This is a genomic window from Shewanella marinintestina (assembly GCF_023283845.1).
GTDB classification, from domain to species: Bacteria; Pseudomonadota; Gammaproteobacteria; order Enterobacterales; family Shewanellaceae; genus Shewanella; species Shewanella marinintestina.
Window position 1 is genome coordinate 105,399 of the sequence record NZ_JAKILC010000012.1, and the last position, 25,711, is coordinate 131,109.

The 25,711-nt window shown below is 42.8% G+C and carries 25 protein-coding genes; 6 read left to right on the plus strand and 19 right to left on the minus strand.

The features are described 5' to 3' along the window. Positions 1–136: 136 nt before the first annotated feature. The 15 genes from rnhB to rpsB all read right to left on the minus strand — a co-directional run bounded on the left by rnhB (position 137) and on the right by rpsB (position 15,026). A complete protein-coding gene (gene rnhB / locus L2747_RS13910) occupies positions 137–763 on the minus strand; it encodes a ribonuclease HII (RefSeq protein WP_248999620.1) in 627 nt (208 codons plus the stop codon). After that, on the minus strand, positions 763–1,914 hold the full coding sequence (lpxB, locus tag L2747_RS13915) for a lipid-A-disaccharide synthase (protein WP_248999621.1): 1,152 nt from the start codon (positions 1,912–1,914) through the stop codon (positions 763–765). The genes rnhB and lpxB overlap by 1 nt, the downstream gene beginning before the upstream one ends. A gap of 70 nt (positions 1,915–1,984) precedes the next feature. Further along, the gene (gene lpxA, locus L2747_RS13920) at positions 1,985–2,755 is read right to left on the minus strand and encodes an acyl-ACP--UDP-N-acetylglucosamine O-acyltransferase (RefSeq protein ID WP_248999622.1); all 771 of its coding nucleotides are present in this window, start codon (positions 2,753–2,755) and stop codon (positions 1,985–1,987) included. Then, positions 2,752–3,213, minus strand: coding sequence for a 3-hydroxyacyl-ACP dehydratase FabZ (gene fabZ / locus L2747_RS13925; protein ID WP_248999623.1), 462 nt, complete (start codon positions 3,211–3,213; stop codon positions 2,752–2,754). The genes lpxA and fabZ overlap by 4 nt, the downstream gene beginning before the upstream one ends. A 32-nt stretch (positions 3,214–3,245) precedes the next feature. Beyond that, positions 3,246–4,262, minus strand: a complete 1,017-nt coding sequence (gene lpxD / locus L2747_RS13930) for a UDP-3-O-(3-hydroxymyristoyl)glucosamine N-acyltransferase (protein ID WP_248999624.1) — start codon at positions 4,260–4,262, stop codon at positions 3,246–3,248. 4 nt (positions 4,263–4,266) lie between these two features. Further along, positions 4,267–4,764 carry an OmpH/Skp family outer membrane protein gene (locus L2747_RS13935; RefSeq protein ID WP_248999654.1) on the minus strand — a complete coding sequence of 166 codons (498 nt, stop codon included), beginning with the start codon at positions 4,762–4,764 and terminating at the stop codon, positions 4,267–4,269. Between the two features lie 59 nt (positions 4,765–4,823). Beyond that, positions 4,824–7,307: an outer membrane protein assembly factor BamA gene (bamA, locus tag L2747_RS13940; RefSeq protein ID WP_248999625.1), complete on the minus strand. Its 2,484-nt coding sequence runs from the start codon at positions 7,305–7,307 to the stop codon at positions 4,824–4,826. A gap of 31 nt (positions 7,308–7,338) precedes the next feature. Continuing rightward, a complete protein-coding gene (rseP, locus tag L2747_RS13945) occupies positions 7,339–8,709 on the minus strand; it encodes a sigma E protease regulator RseP (protein ID WP_248999626.1) in 1,371 nt (456 codons plus the stop codon). A gap of 14 nt (positions 8,710–8,723) precedes the next feature. Then, positions 8,724–9,914 (minus strand): 1-deoxy-D-xylulose-5-phosphate reductoisomerase, encoded by a 1,191-nt coding sequence (gene ispC, locus L2747_RS13950; protein ID WP_248999627.1) that lies wholly within the window; start codon positions 9,912–9,914, stop codon positions 8,724–8,726. Between the two features lie 4 nt (positions 9,915–9,918). Further along, positions 9,919–10,776 (minus strand): phosphatidate cytidylyltransferase, encoded by an 858-nt coding sequence (locus L2747_RS13955; RefSeq protein WP_248999628.1) that lies wholly within the window; start codon positions 10,774–10,776, stop codon positions 9,919–9,921. Positions 10,777–10,796: 20 nt separating this feature from the next. Continuing rightward, entirely contained in the window at positions 10,797–11,597 is an 801-nt protein-coding gene (uppS, locus tag L2747_RS13960) for a polyprenyl diphosphate synthase (RefSeq protein WP_248999629.1), read from the minus strand. Between the two features lie 252 nt (positions 11,598–11,849). Beyond that, on the minus strand, positions 11,850–12,407 hold the full coding sequence (gene frr, locus L2747_RS13965; RefSeq protein WP_220781437.1) for a ribosome recycling factor: 558 nt from the start codon (positions 12,405–12,407) through the stop codon (positions 11,850–11,852). A gap of 32 nt (positions 12,408–12,439) precedes the next feature. After that, positions 12,440–13,168, minus strand: a complete 729-nt coding sequence (pyrH, locus tag L2747_RS13970; protein ID WP_248999630.1) for a UMP kinase — start codon at positions 13,166–13,168, stop codon at positions 12,440–12,442. A gap of 144 nt (positions 13,169–13,312) precedes the next feature. Further along, a complete protein-coding gene (tsf, locus tag L2747_RS13975; protein ID WP_248469581.1) occupies positions 13,313–14,164 on the minus strand; it encodes a translation elongation factor Ts in 852 nt (283 codons plus the stop codon). Positions 14,165–14,297: 133 nt separating this feature from the next. Next, positions 14,298–15,026, minus strand: a complete 729-nt coding sequence (rpsB, locus tag L2747_RS13980) for a 30S ribosomal protein S2 (RefSeq protein ID WP_028768063.1) — start codon at positions 15,024–15,026, stop codon at positions 14,298–14,300. A 254-nt stretch (positions 15,027–15,280) separates the two neighbouring features. On the opposite strand from rpsB, the gene map reads away from it, so the two are divergent. From map to L2747_RS14000, 4 genes are all read left to right on the plus strand, one after another. Beyond that, a complete protein-coding gene (gene map, locus L2747_RS13985) occupies positions 15,281–16,120 on the plus strand; it encodes a type I methionyl aminopeptidase (RefSeq protein WP_283107295.1) in 840 nt (279 codons plus the stop codon). 213 nt (positions 16,121–16,333) lie between these two features. Then, entirely contained in the window at positions 16,334–18,889 is a 2,556-nt protein-coding gene (glnD, locus tag L2747_RS13990) for a bifunctional uridylyltransferase/uridylyl-removing protein GlnD (RefSeq protein WP_248999632.1), read from the plus strand. 33 nt (positions 18,890–18,922) lie between these two features. Then, complete coding sequence (gene dapD / locus L2747_RS13995) at positions 18,923–19,747, plus strand: 2,3,4,5-tetrahydropyridine-2,6-dicarboxylate N-succinyltransferase (RefSeq protein WP_248999633.1); 825 nt, start codon at positions 18,923–18,925, stop codon at positions 19,745–19,747. A 213-nt stretch (positions 19,748–19,960) separates the two neighbouring features. Beyond that, positions 19,961–20,302 (plus strand): DUF3718 domain-containing protein, encoded by a 342-nt coding sequence (locus tag L2747_RS14000; protein ID WP_248999634.1) that lies wholly within the window; start codon positions 19,961–19,963, stop codon positions 20,300–20,302. A gap of 61 nt (positions 20,303–20,363) precedes the next feature. Here L2747_RS14000 and purU read toward each other — a convergent pair whose 3' ends face one another. The 4 genes from purU to L2747_RS14020 all read right to left on the minus strand — a co-directional run bounded on the left by purU (position 20,364) and on the right by L2747_RS14020 (position 23,534). Further along, a complete protein-coding gene (purU, locus tag L2747_RS14005; RefSeq protein WP_248999635.1) occupies positions 20,364–21,197 on the minus strand; it encodes a formyltetrahydrofolate deformylase in 834 nt (277 codons plus the stop codon). Positions 21,198–21,458: 261 nt separating this feature from the next. Further along, positions 21,459–21,923, minus strand: coding sequence for a flavodoxin (locus L2747_RS14010; RefSeq protein WP_248999636.1), 465 nt, complete (start codon positions 21,921–21,923; stop codon positions 21,459–21,461). Between the two features lie 396 nt (positions 21,924–22,319). Continuing rightward, positions 22,320–23,189 carry a tRNA pseudouridine(65) synthase TruC gene (truC, locus tag L2747_RS14015; protein WP_248999637.1) on the minus strand — a complete coding sequence of 290 codons (870 nt, stop codon included), beginning with the start codon at positions 23,187–23,189 and terminating at the stop codon, positions 22,320–22,322. Positions 23,190–23,213: 24 nt separating this feature from the next. After that, the gene (locus L2747_RS14020; protein ID WP_248999638.1) at positions 23,214–23,534 is read right to left on the minus strand and encodes a YqcC family protein; all 321 of its coding nucleotides are present in this window, start codon (positions 23,532–23,534) and stop codon (positions 23,214–23,216) included. Between the two features lie 124 nt (positions 23,535–23,658). Here L2747_RS14020 and L2747_RS14025 point away from each other — a divergent pair, with 124 nt between their 5' ends. After that, positions 23,659–24,672, plus strand: coding sequence for a DUF3549 family protein (locus L2747_RS14025; protein ID WP_248999639.1), 1,014 nt, complete (start codon positions 23,659–23,661; stop codon positions 24,670–24,672). Then, positions 24,669–25,064, plus strand: a complete 396-nt coding sequence (locus L2747_RS14030) for a DUF3301 domain-containing protein (protein ID WP_248999640.1) — start codon at positions 24,669–24,671, stop codon at positions 25,062–25,064. The genes L2747_RS14025 and L2747_RS14030 overlap by 4 nt, the downstream gene beginning before the upstream one ends. Positions 25,065–25,711 lie beyond the last annotated feature (647 nt).

The following is a 25,711-nucleotide window of genomic DNA, read 5'->3' on the forward strand; positions in this document are numbered from 1 at the left end:
ATGAAGACTGCTAGTCAATCTTACAGGGTAAAACATGGGCCAACAGCAAACAAGTTAAACTATTAGCCCAGATGAGAGATGTGTTAGTTTTCGCCCAAGTTAGCGATTAACTAAGCTAAGTACTAGGTCTTAACGACTAGCCGCCCTGCTTTGCTTCTAAAGCTTCACGAACAGGCCTAAAGCTCTTACGATGCTCTGATAACACGCCGTGCTGAGCAAGTGCTTCAAAGTGCGCTTTAGTTGGATAACCTTTATGCTTATCAAAGCCGTATGCTGGATATTGAGCAGCAAGAGCATCCATCTCACGATCTCGAACCACTTTTGCAATAATCGAAGCCGCACTTATCGCATCAATTAAGCCGTCGCCTTTGATGATAGCGTGACTTTCCACCCCAAAATCTGGCGTGCGATTGCCATCGACTAATACACTGCTAGGTTTAATAGTAAGTCCTGCTACTGCGCGCTGCATCGCCAGCATAGTCGCATGCAAAATATTAAGCTCATCAATCTCAACTGGGCTCGCAGAACCGACACTAACACTCAAGGCTTTTTGCTGAATTTGCTCGAACAATAGTTCGCGCTTTTTCTCCGACAATTTTTTAGAATCATTTAATCCTTCTATCGGATTATTCGGGTCTAAAATAACTGCTGCGGTAACTACATTGCCGATTAGTGGACCACGACCCACTTCATCGACGCCGGCATACTGACCAATACAGATCTCAGCAACCTGCTCAGGAGTAATTCCTTTAATTACAGCCATTACGCAGACTCCTCAATCAATTTAATTACAGCATCTGCCGCACGAGCACTGGCATCACAACGCAATGATTGATGCATTTGCATAAAGCGATCATAAGTCGGTGTGAAATCGTTATCGAGTTGAACACCAACTGCCATAGCAATTTTTTCTGGCGTGCAATCGGCTTGAATAAGCTCTTCAATCACATCGTCATCGGCGAGTAAGTTTGGCAATGAGTAACGCTTGGTCAGCATCATCCCTTTAGCAATCCGGTACGTTATTGGGCTAACGCGGTACGCCACAACCATAGGTCTTTTAACTAACATAGCTTCAAGTGTTGCAGTGCCGGAAGCTAGCAGTATGCAATCGGCAGCACTCATGACTTCACGAGACTGGCCTTCTACTAAATGGATCTCTAGATCTGGAGCATGTTCACGTAATGCTTCCTCAAACTGTTCACGACGCTTTTGATTAACTAACGGCGTGACAAATTTGATATCCGGATAACGCTGCTTTATTAGGCTTGCAGCTTTAACAAAAGGTTCTGCAAGCTGTTTTAACTCCCCACCTCGAGATCCTGGTAAAATCGCCAAGTATTCTGCGCTTTGATCGAGTTCAAGTAGCTTTCGCGCTTGTACCTTATCATTCTCAAGTGGAATATCGTCTGCCAAGGTATGACCTACAAAGGTGCAAGGTACTTGGTGCTCATCATAAAACGCTTTTTCAAAAGGTAATAAAGACAATACCATATCAGTTGCTTTGGCAATTTTGAAAATACGCTTTGGTCGCCATGCCCACACTGACGGACTAACATAATGCACGGTTTTAATGCCGCGTTGCTTTAGTTTAAGCTCAAGGCCAATATTAAAATCTGGAGCATCGATACCAATAAAGCAATCGGGATTAATTTCAGTTAGCTTTACGATCAAAGTTTTGCGAACTTTTAGCAATCTAGGCAAACGAGAAAGCACTTCCACAATCCCCATTACCGCCAATTCTTCATATGAAAAAATAGATTCAAAACCTAGTGCTTCCATACGCGGGCCACCAATGCCAACAAACTTAGCATCAGGATAATTAACTTGCAGCGCTTTAATTAAGCCTGCCCCCAAGATATCGCCTGAGATCTCTCCGGCAACCATAGCAAAAATACGAGGATTGTTTGAACTCATAAAGTGACGTCTATCATTATTGGTAGGATGGAAATAAAGAACCCGCTTTGACACGGGTTCGATAACTTGCTTAGCGGATGATTCCTCGTTGAGAGGAGGCAACAAATTCAATTAACATTTGAACTTGTTCGTCATCAACTGCAGCCTCTTTAAGCTGCTCAATCGCTTCTGCAACGGTTAAGTTGCTACGGTATAGCGTCTTATAGGCTCTGCGGACTGAAAGCTGAGATTCTTTTGAGAATCCACGGCGCTTTAACCCTTCGATGTTCAATCCTCGAGGGATTGCTGGCGAACCAGACGCCATCACAAATGGTGGAACATCATTTAAGATTAGCGAACTACCCGCCGTAAAGGCGTGAGCACCAATGTGAACAAATTGGTGTACACCAGTCATACCGCCCAAAATAGCCCAGTCACCAACGTGCACGTGGCCCGCGATTGACGCGTTATTAGCCATAATCACGTTGCTACCTACAACACAGTCGTGTGCAATATGCACATACGCCATAAATAGGTTGTTTGAGCCAATACGCGTTTCCCACTCATCTTGAGTAGTACCGCGGTGAATGGTTACTGACTCACGAATAACGTTATTGTCACCAATAATTAATCGTGTCGCTTCACCAGCAAACTTCTTGTCTTGGCAATCTTCGCCAACTGAAGCAAATTGGTAAAACTTATTGCCTTTACCGATAACCGTTGGACCTTTCACAACAACGTGTGAGCTAAACCAACAGTCATCACCGATCTCAACATCGGCACCAATGTAAGTCCAAGGACCAATAGTAACATTGTTACCAATTTTGGCATCCGGGTGGATATAAGCTAATTTATCAATCACTTAGAAATCTCTCTACGTGCACACATGATTTCTGCTGAACAAACAATCTCGCCATCCACTTTTGCAACGCCAGTAAACACGCCAATCCCGCGGCGCTCTTTAATCATCTGTACTTCAAAATGAAGTTGGTCACCTGGCTCAACAACACGCTTAAAACGCGCTTTGTCGATACCAGCAAAATAATATAATGCGTCGTTAGACGGCTCATCACTCATTGTTTTAAAAGCAAGTAGACCTGTTGCTTGTGCCATTGCTTCTAAAATCAACACACCAGGCATCACAGGTTGAACCGGGAAATGTCCCTGGAAAAATGGCTCGTTAATTGTGACGTTCTTGATAGCGTGCAAAGTTTCACCCGGAGTGAAATCTAAAACTCTATCGATCAATAAAAATGGATACCTGTGAGGTAAAAATTTTAGGATCTCTTTAATATCCATTGTATTTAATTGATTTGACACTAAACTTTCCTTTATCTGCTCAATGCAGTCATTTACTTTACGTTATTTTCTAGTGCTTTAACGCGCTGAAATAGCGTATCTAGCTGTCTAAAACGTACGGTGTTTTTACGCCACAGTTTATTATCCATTGCAGCTGTCGCCGATGAATAAACGCCTTTCTCACGAATAATGCTGGTGACGTTGGTACTGCCTGTCACATGAACACCATCAGTAATACTCAAATGGCCTGAAATTGCACAGTTACCACCAATAATGCAATACTTACCAATAGTCACACTGCCTGCAACTACTGTGCTGCCCGCAATCGCGGTATTCGCACCAATGATATCGTTATGCGCAATCTGAACTTGATTATCTAAGATAACCCCGTCATGGATTTCAGTGTGATCAATAGCACCACGATCGACTGTTGTATTTGCACCGATTTCAACTCTATCACCAATGCGGACGCCACCAGTTTGTGGGATTTTAATCCATTGACCACGTTCATTGGCGTAACCGAAACCATCAGAACCTAAAATGGCACCAGAATGAATAATACAGTCTTGACCTAAATGCACGTCGTGATACACAGTTACATTTGCCCAAAGAAGTGTATTTGAACCAATCACACTGTCTTGGCCTACCACGCAACCAGCACCGATTTGGACGTCGTTACCTAAAATAACATTCTCGCCAATTACCGCATTAGCACCAATAGCCACGCCTTCACCTAGCATAGCAGAAGCCGCTATTTGTGCAGATGGGTGAATACTGTCAGCCGCCTTTGGCGTTGTATCAAGAAATTGTGCAATGCGTGCGAAACCCACGTATGGATCGTTTAATACGATCGCATTGCCTACAAAATCTTCAGCATCTTTTGGCGTCATTAAGATCGCCGACGCAGCTGAGCTAGCCAACTGCGAACGATACTTAGAATTTGCCAGAAAAGAGATTTGACCTGAACCTGCACCGTCCAAGGTGCCAACAGTTGAAATTTCAACTGTGTCATCACCTTGAACGTCTGCATTTAAATGGTCAGCCAATACTCTTAAAGTATAGCTTTTCATCTATTTACTTGCCTTTACCTAAAGCCTCAACCACCTTGTTACTAATGTCAGCGCTTGGCTTAACATAAATAACGGCACCGCGTTGAAGTACCATGTCATACTGCTCTTTTTCAGCAATAGTGTTAATTGTCTTTTGAACTTCTAACAATAGTTTGTTCTGCTCTTCACCGTTACGACGACGCATGTCTTCATCTAATGCTTTGCCTTTCAATTGTAGCTCAGCTTTCATAGATTCCATTTTACGCATCATTTCAGTCTTCTGAGCTTCGCTCATCAATGCAGCATCACGTTGTTGCTTTTCTAGCAAGCCACGAAGTTCTTCTTGCATCTTTTGCACTGCAGCAACACGATCACCGAACTCAGCTTTTAATGTTTCGTTCACTTGCTCACGCTGTGGCAACTGCTCAAATACAGCTTGCATATCAACTACTGCGATCTTTTCAGCGTGCGCCGCTAACGGTGCGCCTAAAAGAACCAAAACCATCATTGCGCGATTCAACATCTTATTCAAAACAAACTCCTTTATTTCAGCAAAACTTGCCGACTTTTTTCAAATTGATTTTAGAAAGTTTTACCAATATTAAACGAGAAGATTTCGGTTTCATCATCCTCGTATTCCTTGATTGGCCATGCAAGGCTAAATACCATTGGACCCATTGGCGATAACCACTGCACACTCATACCCCAAGAGGCACGAATACGGCTCGGATCGCTATAATCTTCTAGTTTATCAAACTCTTCAACAGGAAGGTAACGATACGAATCATAGTCAAACTCAGTATCCCATACGTTACCGGCATCGACGAAGAAGCTGGTACGAACAGAATTTGTATAGGCCTCATCCAAGAATGGCGTTGGCACAATAAGCTCTAAACTTGCTGTTGCAATGGCATTACCACCGATTGAACGACCAGAGCTCACCTGAATTTGGTTAGGATCACCCGGCAAGTTACAACCTTCACCCGATGGATCTGGCGAACAAGGCTCACTACCACGGTATAAGTAGAATGAACGCGGACCTACAGAGTTCGACTTAAAGCCACGTAGTGAACTACTACCACCTGAGTAATAGTTTTCCCAGAACGGTAAGATTTGGTCGTTATCATTAAATTGACCATAACCATTACCATACCCTAAACGTCCACGAGCCAATACGACGAAGCTATGCTTACGATCGATAGGGAAGTAGAAGTTAGTGTCGAAGTCTGCTTTAAAATACTGTAGATCAGAACCCGGTACCGTCATCTTACCGTTCAGACGTTGTGACGAACCATCTGATGGGAAAGTACCACGGTTTAAGTTACTGCGAGACCAACCTAAACTCAACTCGAAGTTATCAAAACTTAAGCCTGCGTTCGGATCATCACTGTCGCGATAAATATCATAAAAACGAATTGCCTGCTCATAAGCCGAAATTTCAGAAATTTCGTTATGACGGTAACCAATACCACCATTAATACGGTTATATTCGTTGATCGGGAAACCTGAGTTTAATGCGATACCATAAGAGCTATTCTTATAAGCTTCAAGGTTTGCCTCGTCAGCATCAAACTCACTCCAATAGATGCTACCACCTAGACTAACGCCATCTTTAGTAAAGTACGGGTCGGTATAGTTAATATTGATATTCTTAGAGTATTTGTTGGTGTTTAAATTAACACCCGCCTGGTTACCCGTACCTAAGAAGTTACTTTGTTGAACACCAAACTGTAAACTTAAGCCTGATTCTGTACCGTAACCCACGCCCGCGTTGAACGAACCTGATGGCTGCTCTTTAACGTTAAAAGCCACATCAACTAAATCATCAGTGCCAGGAACCTGTACCGTTTCAGTATCAACCGTTTCAAAGTAACCAAGGCGATTAAGATTTGACTTAGACAACTCAACTTGCGCAGAGTTAAGCCATGCACCTTCCATCTGACGCAACTGGCGACGCATCACTTCATCTTTAGTCACTGTGTTACCAGTGAAGTTGATATTACGCACGTATACGCGCTTGCCTGGCTTGATGTTGATATTAAGATTAACTTCTTTAGTCTCATCATCAATTTCAGGGTAAGTCTTAACTTCTGGGTATGCGTAACCGAATCGACCTAGATACTTACCGTACATTTCTTCAGTAAAGGTAACATCACCACCGTTATACATATCGCCCGATTTTAATGGCAAGATGGCTTCTAACACCTCTTCTTTACCCATTAAATCGCCCGTTAGGTTAACGTCTTTAACTTTGTACTGCTCACCTTCATCAACGTTAATAGTGATGTAAAGGCCTTTACGGTCAGGTGTCATAGCAACCTGAGTAGACGTCACATCAAAACGAATATAACCGCGGTTCTGATAGTAGGTCTTGATAGTTTCGAGGTCAGCCTGCAGCTTTTGCTTTTGGTAGCGACGCTCACCAAACAGATCCCACCAAGCAACATAGTCTTTAAGTTCTAGCATGCCGATCAATTCAGCATCGCTAAACTCGGTATTACCCACTACGTTAATTTGACGAATTTCAGCCGCTAAACCTTCAGTAAAGGTGAATTTAAGCTCAACTCGGTTTCGAGGTAAGTTAATAATTTCAGCTTTAACTTTAGCGCCGTATTTACCTACACCATAATAAAAATCTTGTAGACCTTTTTCGATACCAGAAAGCATAGTACGGTCAAGAGACTCGCCGACTTTAACGCCAGAACCATCAAGACTCTCTTGTAACTGCTCATCTTTAATATCTTTGTTACCTTCAAAAGTAACAGAGCTAATAGTTGGTCTTTCAGTCACTTTCACTACCAGAACATTGCCGTCCCGTAGCACTTCGATCTTTTCGAAGTTAGTCGATGCATACAAGCTTTTAATCGCTTGCTGCAATTTTAATTGATCAACGGTATCCCCTACCTTCACAGGTAAGTTAAGCAAAGCCGCACCGAGTGCCACTCGCTGTAAACCTTCAACTTGGATATCAGCTACTTCAAAGGGTTGGAATGTTTCTGCCCAACCGTTCCCTGAAAAAGACGCTCCGACTAATAACATCGAGGCAAAAAGTTTATTCAATCTCATAGAGCACTTCTAATTATTTGTCTGTCCTTGCTCAGAGTCGGGAAAAGTCATTGAAGAGCGCAACACTCATCAACATCAGCAGCATTGCTGCCCCAATTCTGAATCCAATTTCCTGTACCTTCTCCGGTACAGGCCTGCCTGTAATTACCTCAACGAAGTAATACAAAAGGTGTCCTCCATCTAGCACTGGCAAAGGCAATAAATTAATAATACCTAAGTTAACGCTAATCAATGCAAGAAAACCTAAAAAATATACCAGTCCGACGTTAGCACTATTACCCGCACCTTGTGCAATAGAAATAGGGCCACTCAAATTTTTAACCGAAACGTCACCAGTAAATAACTTGCCAATCATCTTAATGCTGACAGAGACAAGTTGCCATGTTTTATCGACTGCAACAGGAAAAGATTCTAAAAATCCATATTCCAACTGCACTTTCATATTCTCTGGCCATGGCTCAGAAGTGGGTGCAACACCAATAACGCCCTCAAGTTTGCCGGCAGCATTCTCACGTGATTTTGGCGTAACATCTATTTTTAACTGTTCACCGTTACGACGTACGGTAATTGAAAGCGGCTTATTAGCTGAGTTTTGCACTATTTCAACAAATCGCGGCCAATCTTTATATTTCTCGCCATCAATCGCGACTAAGGTATCGCCCACTTTAATCCCTGCGATCCCAGCAGCACCGTCTTCGGTTACCATACCAAGTTCAGGCAAAATAGCAGGACGATACATCCCAAGACCAATCGCTGTGATTGGCAATTCTTTCTCAGGATTAAATTTCCAATCTTGCGTATTTAAAGAATAAGTTTTTTCATCGCCTGAAGCACCTTCTAAACGTGACAAAGGAGCAACAGTGACATCAACCTTGCTATCACCAATATGGCCGGCCAATGCAAGGTTCACTTCTTCCCAATCTCTGACCTTTTGGCCACCGACGGCAATGACTTGCATAGGTTCTTTAACGATAATTTGCGCCGCGGGAGTGTCGGCAATCGTTGAATCGATAACAGGCTTAACAGCGGGAACACCAATTAGATACATGGCATAAAGTGCGACTATTGCAAACAGGAAGTTAGCAATTGGTCCAGCACTAACAATCGCAATTCGCTGCCAAACGGTTTTGCGGTTAAAGGCTTGGTCTTTCAGCTCTTCAGGGACTTCATCAACACGCTCATCAAGCATTTTGACGTAACCACCCAATGGGATCATTGCCAACACATACTCTGTGCCGTCTTGCCCCGTCTTACGCCAAATAGCTTTGCCAAAGCCAATTGAAAAGCGTTCGACCTTCACACCACAGCGACGTGCAACCCAAAAGTGCCCATATTCATGGGCAGCAATTAAAATCCCTAAAGCAACAATAAAGGAACCAAGGTTCCATAAAAAATCGATCATTCCTTTCCTCTGAACTAATTCAGCTTATTGATGGCATCTAACGTATATCGACGGCTTTGTGCATCAAGCGCCAAGATATCGTCAATGTTATTTAATGGATGCGTTGCCGTATTCATTAAGCTCTGTTCGTTTATTTTTGCTATATCGGTAAAACGTATTTTGCCGTCTAAAAATGCTTGCACCGAAATCTCATTGGCAGCATTTAATACGGTTGTCGCTTCTTGGCCCTGTTTACATGCTTCAATGGCTAATGCTAAACAAGGAAAACGATTAAAGTCAGGTTCTAAGAAGCTTAACTGTCCGACTTTGAAAAAGTCTAAAGGTTCAACTCCTGATGTAATTCTCTGTGGAAAAGACATGCAATGCGCAATAGGTGTACGCATATCAGGGTTACCTAATTGCGCCAACACAGAACCATCGCGATATTGCACCATCGAATGAATCACGCTTTGCGGATGAATAACCACCTTTAATTGCTCCGAGCTCGCGTTAAACAACCAGCGGGCTTCAATGTATTCTAGGCCTTTGTTCATCATCGTAGCCGAGTCAACGGAGATTTTACGCCCCATAGACCAGTTAGGATGCTTACAAGCTTGATCAGGCGTCATGCCTGACAATGTCGATAGCTCAGATTTTAAAAATGGCCCGCCAGAGCCAGTAAGCAAAATATGCGATACGCCAGCAGCGGTTAAATCACAGCGGCCAATCTCTAATTGTGAACGCTCGGACAAACACTGAAAAATAGCATTGTGTTCACTATCAACAGGTAATACTTGTGCGCCAGACTTTTGCATTGCTTCGATAAACAGTTGGCCAGACATCACCAACGACTCTTTATTAGCCAGCAATACACGCTTACCCGCATTAACCGCAGCTAACGTTGAAGGAAGCCCCGCAGCGCCAACAATAGCAGCCATCACGGTATCGACTTCACTGCTGGCGACCAGTGACAATAACTCATCTTCACCAGTGGTGACCTCGATACCTAAATGAGCTGGCAGCTGTGCTTTTAATGCTCTCGCTGCATTAACATCGACCATATGAACAATTTTAGGTTGATGCAAATTACAAATCTCTAGCATCTTTGCGACATTGGTATTTGCCACTAAAGCAAACACCTTGTATTGCTCTGGATTACGCGCAATAACACTTAAAGTGCTTGCCCCGATAGAGCCTGTCGCGCCTAAAATCACCATGTTTTGCATTTAGTTACATCCAAAAAGCTATATAGATTAGTGTGAATACAGGTAAGGCAGCTGTTAAGCTGTCGATTCTATCTAATACGCCACCATGACCCGGTAGGATCGTGCCAGAGTCTTTAATCTTTGCCACTCGCTTAAACATACTTTCAGATAAATCACCTACTGCTGAAGCTAGTGCAGTAAATAAAGTCACTGCAATCAACAGGCCCATCTCTTGTTCCGGTGAAAAATACATCACACCAGCAACCACAAGCATGGTCGTTAGTAACCCCCCTAATAATCCCTCGATAGTTTTAGCAGGGCTAACATTTGGCATCAGCTTACGCTTACCAAAACGCTTTCCGGCAAAATAAGCACCTGAGTCGGTAGCCCAAACAACCAGCATAACCAAGAATACTAAGGTTGCTCCGTAATATGGAGATGATGGTGTGCTAAGCGCTTTTAGTGATAACAGAGAAACGAAGCAAGGGATAAGAGTTACCTGACCAAACATGGACTTAAGCATGTGGCTGTTCTCCCAAAAGCGAGCGCTTTTAGGGAAAGATAACACCATAATAAAAGAAATGAACCACCAGAAACCGCCAATCAAAATCACCCCAAGAAAAATCGGGTGTAACATGCCACGCAACCAAATTTCATCGGCTGGCACCATAATATTTAAAGCGGTTAGTAACACACCAATAGTGACAGTAAAACTCCACTGCGTCATGTTGCAGCGGCTATCGATGATACGCCCCCACTCCTTGGCGGCAATTAAAAAGACTCCCAATAGTGCCCAAGAAAAATACTCAGTAGGTAAACCGAAGATGGCACCAAAAACTAAGGGGATTAACCATATTGCTGTTATTATTCGTTGTTTTAGCAAAAAACTTCCCTCACAAATTATTACAAAGAGCGGATGGTGTCGATTTGAGTTCCTGTCAAACCGAATCGACGTTGGCGATTTGCAAAAATAGCAATCGCATCTTTAAACGCATCCTCATCAAAATCTGGCCACAAGGTGTCAGTAAAAACTAATTCAGCGTAAGCCGCTTGCCACAGCACAAAATTACTGATGCGGTAGTCACCACCTGTGCGGATCATTAAGTCAACTTCGGCTTGATTTTGCATGCATAAATGTTCGCTTATCGCCTCTTCAGTAAACTGAGCGCTGCTCAATTCACCTGACTCGACTTTAGCAGCAAGCTTTTGCGCAGCTTGCATGATGTCCCAGCGACCACCATAGTTTGCTGCAACATTCAGCACTAAATCATGATTATCAGCTGTTTTCTCTTCTGCCGCTGCAATCTGTTTTTGCAAGCGTGGAGAAAATCGACTTATATCACCGATAATGTTGAGGCGAACCCCGTTGTTATGTAACAGCTTAAGCTCACGCTGCAACACAGTAAAAAATAACTCCATTAACAAGCTAACTTCTTTGTCAGGTCTGCGCCAGTTTTCACTTGAGAACGCAAACAATGTTAATGATTCAACACCTAAATTACGCGCAGTACTTACCGCTCGTCTAACTGCCTTCACACCGGCCTTATGACCAATGACTCGAGGCTTTCCCTGAGCCTGTGCCCAACGGCCGTTACCATCCATAATGATAGCGACATGTTTAGGGATCGACTGTTTTACCAAGGAAGAAATCTCACTTGGTAAGGCCTGTACCACTTCAGTATCAGACTGGGAATCGATTGACATCTATTACAACCCTTAAAAATAGACAAACGCCGTGTAGTATAACTCTACACGGCGTCTGAACTCTAGGGCATGTTGTCCAATCAAGTTTAATTTTTGTTCGAGCTCTTCGCTTTTATTTCAAGGCGTGAGCTATGAAACGTTATTAGTTAGACAAAAAGCCTGTTATCACTCACTAAGAAAGTGAAAAAAACCAATAGCGCCTTTATACAAAAAATCTAAATGACCAACACTCCCTACACTGAGGAGGACTATTTAGAACTCCATCAGCTCCTTTTCTTTCGCTACTAGGATTTCATCAACTAGTTTGATGTGTGCGTCAGTTAACTTCTGCACATCATCTTCACTGCGACGAACATCATCCTCAGTACACTCTTTTTCTTTCTCTAACTCTTTAACACTTGAGTTTGCATCACGACGTACATTTCGGATAGCAATACGGCCGTTTTCAGCTTCTGCACGTACAACCTTGATTAGATCTTTACGACGCTCTTCTGTCAGTGCTGGCAACGGAATACGGATAGTTGCACCAGCAGACATTGGGTTCAAACCAAGATCTGAACTCATGATAGCTTTTTCAACAGCGGCAATCATAGTACGGTCGAATACAGATACAGTCAGTGTACGCGCATCACCAATAGATACACTTGCAACTTGCTTAAGCGGAGTCAGCGAACCGTAGTAAGGTACTTGGATGGTGTCCAATAAGCTTGGGTGTGCACGGCCAGTACGAACTTTTGCCATTTGAGTTTTTGTCGACTCAACACACTTGTCCATGCGAGTTTGCGCATCGCTCTTAATTTCGTTTATCACGTTATATGTCCTTTTCAGTCACTAAATATAGCTTAATCAGCTTTAATCATTGTGCCTTCTTGCTCGCCCATGATTACACGGCGCAGTGCACCGGGCTTATTCATGTTAAATACTAGCAATGGCATATTATGGTCTCTGGCCATAGTGAATGCAGCCAAATCCATTACTTTCAATTCTTTGTCGAGTACTTCATTGTACCCCATAACATCATACTTGACGGCATCTGGGTTTTTAACCGGATCATCTGAATATACGCCGTCAACTTTTGTGCCTTTAATCACAACTTCTGCTTCAATCTCAATACCACGTAAACACGCAGCAGAGTCAGTCGTACAGAACGGGTTACCTGTACCAGCAGCAAAAATAACAACACGGCCTGATTTTAGCAAACTAATTGCTTCTGCCCAGTTGTAGTCATCACACACGCCTTTTAGCGGAATGGCTGACATTAAACGTGCATTTACGTATGCACGGTGCAATGAATCACGCATTGCTAAACCGTTCATCACTGTTGCTAACATGCCCATGTGGTCACCCACTACGCGGTTCATACCCGCTGCAGCTAGACCTTCACCACGGAACAAGTTACCACCGCCAATGACAACACCCACTTGAATACCTAGCTCAACTAGCTCTTTGATCTCCTGTCCCATACGATCAAGTACTTTAGGATCAATGCCGAAGCCTTCTTCGCCCATCAGGGCTTCACCACTTAATTTTAAAAGAACACGACGAAAAGCAGGTTTAGGATTGGTACTCATATTTATTAGTCCTGATTATGGCGATAGGGAGTAGTACACTTAACAAGTTTGTTCGAGCTCAATCTAGTCAAACAAAAACCTGTTGAGTAAATACGATAAGACCGCAGCAATTGCTACGGTCTTATGTTTGCTAAGATAAGGAGATTAACCCTTATTAGTAGCAGCGATTTGTGCAGCTACTTCAGCAGCAAAATCTTCTTCTTTTCTTTCGATACCTTCACCAACTTCTAAACGAATGAAGTTAGTTACTGAAGCGCCTTTCTCTTTAAGAATTTCGCCAACAGTTTTCTTTGGTTCCATGATGAAAGCTTGACCAGTAAGAGAAACCTCACCAGTGAACTTCTTCATACGACCGATAACCATCTTCTCAGCGATTTCAGCAGGCTTGCCTTCGTTCATAGCGATTTCGATTTGTAGAGCTTTTTCTTTCTCTACAACTTCAGCAGGAACGTCAGAAGGGTTAACATACTCTGGCTTAGAAGCAGCAACGTGCATAGCAACGTGCTTTAGAGTCTCTTCGTCAGCTTCACCAGCAACAACAACACCGATACGCTCGCCGTGACGGTATTCAGCTAGGTTAGCGCCATCGATGTACTCAACGCGACGTACATTGATGTTTTCACCGATTTTAGCAACTAGAGCAACACGAGTTTCTTCAAACTGCTCTTTAAGTGCTTCGATAGTAACTTTTGATGCAGCAGCAACGTCTAGAACTTCGTTAGCGAAAGCTAGGAAGTTAGAATCTTTTGCTACGAAGTCAGTTTGGCAGTTAACTTCTAATAGAGCAGCGTAACCTTCGCCTTTCTTGATTAGAATTGTGCCTTCTGCTGCGATGTTACCTGCTTTTTTAGCAGCCTTAGCAGCACCGCTCTTACGCATGTTATCAATCGCTAGCTCGATGTCACCGTTAGTTTCAGTCAGTGCTTTTTTACAGTCCATCATGCCAGCGCCAGTGCGGTCACGAAGTTCTTTAACTTGGGCAGCAGTAATTGCCATTGCTAAATCCTCTACAGATAATTCTTCAAATTCAATAGATATAGAACAGGGGGCCATCACACTAAGTAAAAGCACCCCTGTTCACCAATCATGTATCTTAGTTAATAAGGGTGATGATAATCATCAACCGATATTATTCAGCTTCTACGAAACCGTCTTGCTCAGCTTGTACAGCTAGGTCTTGACCACGGCCAGCTTTTGCAGCAGCAGCAACAGACTGAGTGTAAAGACGGATAGAACGCATAGCATCATCATTACCAGGAATGATGTAGTTGATACCGTCTGGAGAAGAGTTTGTATCAACAACAGCAACAACAGGAATACCTAGGTTGTTAGCTTCTTTAATAGCGATATGCTCGTGGTCAGCACCAATAACGAAAATTACGTCTGGTAGGCCAGCCATGTTCTTGATACCACCTAGAGACTTCTCTAGCTTCTCAAGTTCACGAGTACGCATTAGCGCTTCTTTCTTAGTCAGCTTGTCGAAAGTACCGTCTACAGACTGGCTTTCAAGGTCTTTAAGACGCTTGATTGATTGACGAACTGTTTTCCAGTTAGTCAACATACCACCTAACCAACGGTGATCAACGTAGTACTGATCACAAGAAACAGCAGCTTCTTTGATAGCTTCGCTTGCAGCACGCTTAGTACCAACAAAAAGAACTTTACCTTTCTTAGATGCAACGTTGCTGATGAAAGCAAGTGCTTCGTTGAACATTGGTACAGTGTGCTCTAGGTTGATGATGTGTACACCGTTACGAGCGCCGAAGATGAATGGCTTCATCTTTGGGTTCCAGTAACGTGTCTGGTGACCGAAGTGAACACCGGCTTGTAGCATGTCGCGCATTGAAACTGTAGTCATTTTATTTACCTTAAAAATGGGGGTTAGACCTCCACATATCCCATATCTTCGACCCGATTATGGGCACCCCGAAGAACGTGTCGATATGTGTGTGATTTAGTATTTATCAATAGCCATGTATAATGGCCGCCATCTTAACTCGGGCGAATCACTCAAAGTGATAACGACAAGAGTCAAACATAACGGCGCGCTTTATACCATAATATGAAAAAAAGCACAAATATTTACGTCGTTTTTCGTGCATAATCGTCATATTGAAAGACGACAAATTAAAGACAAAAGAGACATCAGAAATGAGTATAGTAATTAAGACAGCTGAAGAGATTGAAAAAATGCGTGTTGCGGGCAAACTAGCCGCTCAAGTACTCGAGATGATTGCTCCGCATGTAAAAGCGGGTGCGACAACAAACGAATTAAACGATATTTGCGCTAAGTTTACTGAAGAAAATGGCGCGATTTCTGCTCCACTTGATTACCATGGTTTTCCAAAATCAATCTGTACTTCAATCAACGATGTAATTTGTCACGGCATTCCAAGTGATCGCGCGCTCGTTGATGGTGATATTGTTAATATCGATATTACCGTGATTGTTGATGGGTACCACGGTGACACTTCTAAAATGTTCCTTATCGGTGATGTCAGCCCTAAAAACGTTCGCTTGTGTCGCATCGCTCAAGAAGCTTTGTATGTAAGCGTTAAGAAAGTCCGCCCAGGCATGAAACTCGGTGAAATCGGCACATTGATTGAAAAATTCATCAAGTCAAAGAAAACCGGCCTAGAAAAATACAGCATCGTAACCGACTACTGTGGCCATGGCATTGGTGCAGGCTTCCACGAAGAGCCACAAGTTATGCATTATAAAAATAATGACAAAACCGTATTACGCCCAGGTATGTGTTTTACTATCGAACCAATGATCAACGCAGGTCGTCATACTAGTGTTTTAGACAAAAAAGATAACTGGACGGTAACGACTTCTGACGGCAAAAACTCTGCTCAGTGGGAACACACCTTATTGGTTACCCAAACAGGTGTAGAAGTGCTAACTTTGCGCGAAGAAGAAAAAGAGTTATCACGAGTCATCAGTCACTAATTTTTTCGAGCAAATCAAAAAAGGCGTACTTAATGACGCCTTTTTTATTCGCTGTAAATTACCGCTCAAATAGCCAACAAACACCTGCACCAAAATAGAACAACTTACGTTATTCATCGCTTACTCATCATTAATCACCATAAAGCCCTTTAAATTAGCGATTTTTGCATAGATAATCGTTGCCAACGGATCCGTTCTCGGAAAAGAGATTTGATGAATAGTGCTCAAACAGCCAAACAAGCTTTAATCGAATTAAACCAAACGATACTGGAAAGCTTTAATGCTAAATCAGATGTTCGTTCGATAGTGAGTACTCGCTGCAAACATGTGGACCGATTGCTGCAACAGCAATGGCAAGCGCATCATCTTGATAATTTTCCAATCGCCCTACTTGCTGTTGGCGGATATGGCCGTGGCGAACTACATCCACAGTCCGATGTCGACCTGCTTTTTCTTACAGAAAAAGAGCTATCGGTTGAGGCCGAGCAAGCCCTAAGTGCATTTATCGCATTCATCTGGGATGCTGGGCTAGAAGTGGGACATAGCGTACGCAGTATTGAACAAACTTTAGAGCAAGGTCGCGCCGATATTACCGTTGCCACCAATCTACTCGAGTCTCGTTTACTTTGTGGCCCACAAGCATTATTTACTCTACTCTATCGTAATATTCGTCAAGCTGACTTTTGGCCTAGTAGCGAGTTTTACGTTGCAAAACGCGATGAGCAAATTGCCCGACATAGCCGAGCTAGCGCCTTTGATTTAGAGCCTAACCTTAAGAGCTGCCCCGGTGGCCTTAGAGATATTCAGACAGTGGCTTGGGTAGCCATGCGTCATTTCAATGCTGAAAAATTTGAAGAGCTTATCCAACATGGATTTTTAGAGCCAATAGAGCTCGATGAATTGTTAGAAGCACAAGATTTTTTATGGCAATTACGCTGCTCGTTACACTTGATTTCTGGCCGCGATGAAAACCGTTTATTGTTTGACCTTCAGCCTCAAGTTGCCAAGTTAATGGGCTATGAAGATGGTACCCAACTTGCTGTTGAGCAGATGATGAAAAACTATTACCGCACAGTAAGACGGGTAATGGAACTCAATCAGATGCTATTGCAACTATTCAAGCGCGCGACCCTAGGCCATATAAAAGCACTTGAAGTCGTTCCAATTGACGACAACTTTCAGCGCCGCGGTATATTTATTGAAAGCTTATATAGTGATCTATTTGATAATCCAGAAAATATTTTGCAGCTGTTTTTATGTGTGGCTAAAAACTCCAACATACAAGCAATCTATGCGGTGACACTTCGTAGCCTACGCCGCGCAAGACGTGCTCAACCTCAAGCTCTGATGTACCATGAATCATGCCGCAATCTGTTTATGCAAATTTTAAGACACCCACGCGGCATAGTAGCGTTATCGCTCATGCACAAACACGGGGTGTTATCTGCGTATTTACCGGCATGGCGCGCCATTGAAGGACAAATGCAATTTGACCTTTTTCACGCATACACCGTTGATGAGCACACTCATAGATTACTGCTCAATATCGAGCGTTTTTCACAGCCAGAGCAAAAAGAAGAGTTTCCTTTAGGCTCGGTATTGATTAACCAATTACCTAAAAAAGGTTTATTGGTTCTTGCTGCGATTTTCCACGATATTGCTAAAGGTCGCGGCGGCGACCATAGCAAACTCGGCGCTACCGATGCACTCGAATTTTGTAAATTACACGGCATGAATGACCATGATGGCCGCTTAGTGAGTTGGTTAGTTGAAAACCATTTGGTAATGTCGGTAACCGCTCAACGCCGTGATATTTCCGATCCTGATGTTGTTGCTGATTTTGCAGAGCGTGTTCGTGATGCGGTCCACCTGAGCTACCTCTATTGCCTTACCGTTGCCGATATCTGCGCCACCAATGAGCGTACCTGGAACAATTGGAAAGGATCACTGCTCAGGGATCTCTATTTTTCAACCCAGCGCGTGTTAGCTCGTGGCAAAGAAAAGCCCGTTGATATTCGCGCTCGAGTTCGAGAACACCAAGCTAAAGCAAAGAAAGAGTTACTGCGTCGTGGTATTAAGGAAAAAGATATTGATAACCTTTGGCAGCGTTTCAAGGCCGATTACTTTCTGCGCAACCAACCTAATCAAATAGCTTGGCATGCTGAAGCCATTATCAAGCATAAACAAGATGAAACCTTAGTGTTGATCTCTAAGCATGCTACGCGAGGTGGAACTGAACTGTTTGTTTACGGCAAAGACAAGCCCAAACTCTTTGCCACCGTAATGGCAATTCTAGATAACAAAAACATTACGGTGCATGATGCCAGCATCATGACCTCAAAAGACCAGTATGCACTGGACTCTTTTGTTATTTTGGAACAAGATGGCCAACCGGTTAGCCAGCTTTCACGGATCCAAGGGATTAAGAAAACGTTAATCAAAGCCTTGAGTAATGAAACGCCTAAGTTGCCAAAGTTTAGAAATCTTTCAAGAAAGATGAAACCTTTTAAAGTTGCTACTCAAGTCAGTTTCCCTGAGACCCGAAGCCATGGTAAAAGTATGATGGAACTCATTGCACTTGACTCCCCTGGATTACTCGCCAGAGTTGGCGAAGTCTTGTATCGCTGCGAAGTTATTTTACTGGCAGCGAAAATCACCACCATTGGTGAACGGGCAGAAGATTTCTTTTTGCTGCAGACAATCGATGGTCAGCAGCTAAATGACATTCAACAGAATAAATTACGTGACGCACTAACCAGTGCTTTATAGATTTACATTAAACAAAAATATTGGGAGAAGTTAATGGAGGCTTTACGCCAACGTATTGAGGCGGCTTTTGAAGCGCGCGCAGAAATCACTCCAGCAACAGTTGACGCTAGTGTTCGTGCTGATGTTGAGAAAGCCATTGCAATGCTAGACACTGGTGAAGCCAGAGTTGCTGAAAAAATTGATGGTGAGTGGCATGTGCACCAATGGCTAAAGAAAGCAGTTCTGCTTTCATTCCGCATTTTCGATAACCAAGTCATCGACGGCGCAGAAACCAAATACTTCGACAAAGTACCAATGAAATTTGCTGACTACGATGAAGCACGTTTCCGTGAAGAAGCTATCCGTGTTGTACCACCAGCAGCGGTACGTAAAGGCTCATTCATTGGTAAGAACACCGTATTAATGCCATCTTATGTTAATCTTGGAGCCTACGTAGACGAAGGCTCTATGGTTGATACATGGGCTACCGTAGGCTCTTGTGCACAAATCGGTAAGAACGTTCACTTGTCTGGTGGTGTCGGTATCGGTGGTGTTTTAGAGCCATTACAAGCAGGTCCAACAATCATTGAAGACAACTGTTTCATTGGCGCTCGCTCAGAAATCGTTGAAGGCGTTATCGTGGAAGAAGGTTCAGTGATCTCAATGGGTGTTTACATCGGCCAAAGCACACGTATTTTTGACCGTGAGACAGGTGAAGTACATTACGGCCGTGTTCCTGCAGGTTCAGTTGTTGTTGCCGGTAACCTACCATCTAAGTGCGGCACTTACAGCCTATACGCGGCTATCATCGTTAAGAAAGTTGATGAGAAGACCCGTGGTAAAGTCGGTATTAACGAGCTACTGCGCATCGTTGACTAATTTATTTACCAGTACTTAGTTAAATTTAAAAGCCTGCATTAACGCGGGCTTTTTGTTCTTATTTTTTCACAATTGACACACTTTGAAACCTACAGCAACACTCTGCATCTGACTCAATATTTTGATACAACTTAGATAGCTTTATGACGCTACAACCTGCTTAGTAGACTTTAATAAGTGTTGAACCCCAATATTGAGTGTTAGGAGCAAGACATGATTAAATCATTCGCGTTAGCAGGTGCTGCACTAGCCATGTCATTTAGTGTTAGTGCTGCAATGTCACCACAACTAGAGCATACCCTAGTCCAAGTGTGTAAAGCGGGTCTCAGCAATAACCTAATAACGTTTAACCGTACAATGAAAGATTATCGCATCAACAAAAATCGCGTATTTCCGCGATTAGTGTGTAACGGAGAAAGCTTTTACAATTTTACTGTTAATGCCGGTGCAGATAAGACCGCGAGAAAAATCGCCCCATATAACATTGGCTCTGTCACGATTAAAGATCTCGCAATGACAAACAATAATAGTCAATTATATGTGGTCAACTTCTAATTATAGTTGTACAAAAAAAGAGGCTTCAGCCTCTTTTTTAATAGCTAGTTCCAACACACGATTAAAACACTACCGTTTTATTACCGTAAACAATCACATCTTCGTTCACTACTAAGTGAAGCGCCTTACTTAATACGCTTTTTTCGACATCACGACCACAACGCGCTAGCTCTTCAGCACTAAAACTATGATCAACAGGAATAACATCTTGCTTAATAATCGGGCCTTCATCCAAAGAGTCTGTGACGAAATGCGCCGTTGCACCAATAATTTTTACTCCGCGCTCCCAGGCTTGTTTATATGGCGACGCGCCAATAAACGCAGGTAAAAAAGAATGGTGAATATTAATGATTTGGCTCGGATACTGGCAAACAAACTCGGGGGTCAACACCCGCATAAACTTTGCTAGAACAATATAATCGGGGCTGTAATTTGTTATCACTTTTAGCATCATTTCTTCATGCTCAAGACGATTTAAATCTTGATGGCAGATATGGTGAAAAGGAATGTCAAACTTTTCAACTAAAGGTTGTAATACTTGGTGGTTACCTATAACCGCAGCAATTTCAACATCAAGGGCCCCAGAGTATGACTTAATTAATATGTCTCCCAAGCAGTGCGCTTCTTTAGTAACCATGACCACAATGCGCTTTTTACCAGCATCGACTAGCCGAGTGTGATTTCGTTCAGGTAGCACGGCCTGCAATTCGCTTAATAATGAAGGGGAAAAACACTCTCCTTCAAGCTCTGTACGCATAAAAAAACGGCCTTGAGCATTATCAACAAATTCACTATTTTTAATGATGTTTAAGCCATGAGCAAAACATACTCCGGTAATTTTGGTGATAAGTCCTGGTGCATCTGCACAATCAATAATTAATACTTTCCGTTCCATATGCCCTCTACCATCACTAAAGTCGCTTACTATTCATCAAGCTACCTCGCAAAAAAGCGACATACAATCATGCAAGTTAAATTATTGTTAGTTTGGCTTTTTAATTATAGAACCCGTACTTTTTAAGCAGAGATTTTAAAGATACTGTAAAAAAAACAGCGGGATTGAGTCCTAGCTTCACAATAAAAGTAAGCCAAAAGAGAGACACAAAAAAGCGCGTTAACGATACGCGCTTTTTAAATAAGAACTCGATTGCTGCAACTAAGCAGCAAGCTCTTTATCAACCAACTCATTCCAACTTGGCAACCAAGCGAGCGCCTCAACCTCTGGCTCCATCGTCTCACCTGCATCAATCTTTAAAAAATCGCCAAGACGCTTTGCGCCTAACTCCTCGAATAACGAAAGAAACTGCTCACCAGCCCCGCAGAAGGTTTCGTAACTTGAATCGCCCAAGGCTATCAGGCCAAACTTCAATTCGGGTAAATAAGGCGCTTTTGATTGCATTTCATAGAACCAAGGCTGAATGTCATCAGGAATATCACCTTGCCCTGTCGTCGAGCAAATAATTAACAACAATTCGTTTTCAGGCGGAATAAAGCCACCGAGTTGATCTGGTTGGTAAAGTACTGCATCGCGACCAGCATCAATTAATGCTTGCTGTAAGGTCTCTGCCACAAACTGCGCGCCACCATAAACTGTTCCAAAAACTAGATTCACTTTTTTCATGTTTTACTTCGCCTAAAAGCCATTTAGTTATATCCTTAACATACTGTATCAGTGAACATTGCTGCAAGCTTTGTGGCGATAATAAAGTGACCTCAAGAAGGACAGACCCAATGAAGCATTCTTGTAGACAAAGGCACCGTAAACACCTTCAACGCAGTGCTCATATCCGAAGAATGTGTTACTTCAACACAGTACAATGCTTTAAAACCAGTCACAGTCCCCTAAACACAAATACTGCCAACAAGAGCGAACTCACCAACTTCAGCACAGTGTCCACTACAGCTAAACAAATTAAGTCATAATGTATTGAAACTTATCCTTAGCCGACCACAAATAAAAAAGCCGCGGCATAATCAATGCTACGGCTTTTTCTAAGCGTTAAAAATATGCAAAAATTTATGCGATATCTATAGAGACTTTTTCCGTCGCCAATTGTTCATCGTGCCATCCAAGCCCGGTAAATAAATCCAGCCACTCTTGCTCAAGCTCTGTTTCAACACTCATTCGTTCACCGGTTCTTGGGTGATTAAACGTTAGCTTTTTAGCTATTAACCATAAACGATTAACTCCAAAATGAGTTCGGAAAAACTTATTTTGCTTACCATCGCCATGAGTCGTATCGCCAAGAATTGGGTGGCGTAAATGCGCCATATGTCGCCTTAGCTGGTGCTTGCGCCCAGTATGAGGTGACAGTTGTACCAAACCATAACGGCTTGTTGCATAGCGCCCTGACGAAAATGGAATTTCACTGTTTAATAATGGTTTGTAGGAAGTAACCGCATCTTGAGCCGCTTTGTTAGGATCGACATCTTTATCACCTAAATCGTCGAGCTCTTCTTTAAGTGGGTAATCGAGTGTGGCAGCTTCATGCATATTACCGCGAACAAGCGCTAAATACTCTTTATCTACGGTATGAGCAGCAAACTGTTCACATAGAGCATTAGCCATCTCACTGCTCTTAGCAAACAATAAAATCCCCGATGTAGGCCTATCTAGGCGATGTACAGGAAATACATGACAGCCAACGAGATCACGGGTTAATTGCATAGCAAAAAAACGTTCACGGCGAGCAAGATAGCTACGATGAACGAGAAGGCCTGCAGGTTTGTGAATAACAACAATATCGTCATCTTCAAACAACACCTCAATGTGCGGTGCAACCTCTTGCTCTTCATCGTCAACGGGCGCTTGTTCTGTAAAAGCCTTTTCAAGCAATGCTTTGTCAGCCAATCCCCTTTGCGCTGTCTCTGTTATTTTATCACTCATTATAAAAGCTCTCTTGTCACCCTGTTATGATACTGCGCCGACTAATGTATCTAACTCAGTTAGCAGTAAAATAATATTTTTATAACCCAATTTATCGGCCCATACATGCTCCGCCATCGGCGCAATTGACATTGCAGAAGGCAGCGGGATAGCGTTGTCTAGCATAAAGTGCATTTTTGGCAAAAATATAAACTGTAGCCACTGCTCAAATGGCATAACATCACACGCAAACGGCGTGGTGCTGGCAAGTGCCTGTTCACTCGGAGGTGTACGGGCTAACAAACCTTGCAGTTCGAGTTCTTCTGCTAATGCCAGTAACTTTTCCCTTACTTTTACGGCTGTCAAGCTACCCTCTCTCACTGTTGGAAACTGTCGTTGTCACAAGCATTGGAAAATTAACGCGCGATGATACCATCTCAACAGAGTTATCCCTATAATATGCGCTAATTTACCTACACTCGATAACGATATGACACAAATAACGACCCTAAGTGAATTTTTAAAAACTGCTAACACTCAATTCCAAGTTTATGACATGGGCCGTCGAGTACAACATATCGATATGATGGCATTTCATCAGATAGAAGAACTGCATTCTCCTTATCCATCACCTATCCAAGGTCATGCGCAGTTTGCGATTGTCTTTTGGGACGCTAGCCAACAACATTATATTTGGTTTATTAAACTTCCCCTTGATGAACGAGGATTATTATCTTCTGCGCCAAGGATACAGTTTATCAAGATGATAATTGAAGCGCTTGGTCGCGATCCGACTCAGCCGCTCACCGAGCAACAACAAGAGCAAATGGCTAATCACCCATTTAACTTCAAACCGACTCAAGAAAAGCTTGCTGTCTTTAATGCCTTGGTTAGAAAGCAGCTCAGCCAGAAAGCCTCTCCACAATATGAATTTGCCTATCAGTATTTGTCAGGGCAACACCCAAGTGAACAATGGCAAAACATTGGCCTTCAGGGGATTGCCGATGTATGTATCAGGAACAATGAGCTAGACCATCACAATATCTTAGTTGATGGCTTTGACAGCTGGGCCTTAGAAGTGCAAGTCGCTGTTTGCCAGTGTTTAGAACATTTAAATATTGATGAAGCTTTAGCACTGAAACTACAGGCTCAATTATCAATGGTCGATATTGCCCACAAACCCTATTTTCTCAGAGGATTAGCGTCGCAGCCTCAACTAACTCAACAAGCGATCGCTCATTTAGATGAAGCGGACCTATTGGCTGCGGATATGCTAATCTCGATTGCAGCCAGAAATTGGTCTGCCTTAAAAGATGAGCAAACTCTCACTATCTACTTAGAGGCCTTAGCAAAACAACAACAGCACTTCTTTAACCAGATTTTTGCTGATATTGTGGCTATACCATTAATTCGCACTCAGCTGCTTAGCCAACTGCGAAACCCTGATCGCAGTGCACAACTCGCAACTGCCATTGGTGGATTGTTCAAGGTAACAAAGGGATGATGACAGATTTTTTAATTATTGCCGCGGTCGTAATGATCGCCGCATTTTTTTGGCAATTAAGACAAATGGCTGAACTTAGCCGTATATTCACCAACAAAGAATGTCAAAAGCAAAAAGTACAATTGCTCGCGATTGCACAAGAATCAGCGAAACCGAGTTTAGGTGGCACTAGCGGACTCACCTGGAAGGTGAAATATTTATTCGAATTTAGCACCGACGGCATCAATCAATATCGTGGTAGCTTGTGGATGCACGGGAAAAAAATACAAAAGATACAATGGCCTATCTTCCCGGAGCCTGAATGGCATGAAGCCCCTGAAGCTCGTGGTTCTGTTGGCGGCGGATGTGGCGGCCGTTCAAGAGGTAATTGTAGCTCTGGGGGCTGTAAATAAGTGTTAAGAGTGTGCCGGAAAAGGTCGGCATGCCAAGCTAAAATCAACCACTTAATATAACAAATAAAAGCTAAAGCTTTCAGATAGAAGCTCTTAAAGAAGTAAAGGCACGGCCCACAAGGGGTCGTGCCTTTTCTATCATTGTGTAAGCTCATCCTGCTATACGAGTGCTCCCTGCACCATCCATGCGTAACTTAGCTCCTGCTTCGTCCCTGTCCTTTGCTTCCTTGTATCTTACGATACGAATCCATTCTCTTGATTATCCATTTATCAAGCTTACTCAATCCTGAGTGTGTCCAATGTCTTCCTTGAGCGTCCTTTCTTTTACTATCCTTAGTATGTCACCTTCCTAGGTAACAAAATTTCCATCCTGGATTGTCTGGCCAGTCCTTGGTCGTAACTGCAATTAATCCATAATTGCCTCACTCCATGAGCCCTGTAATACACAAGCTTAAACAGTGCAAATCCTGACGCACTTACTTAAGCTTGCTAAACCATGCTTCCTAGCACAGTTAAATAGTAATCTAATATTGCGACTAAATAAGGCCTTAAACATTTATTTAACATGAACGTTTAAGTTTGAAATTCAACCAAAAACCCATAAGTCATTGAATTTAAGAAGTATTAAGTATATTAACTAGCTGAAC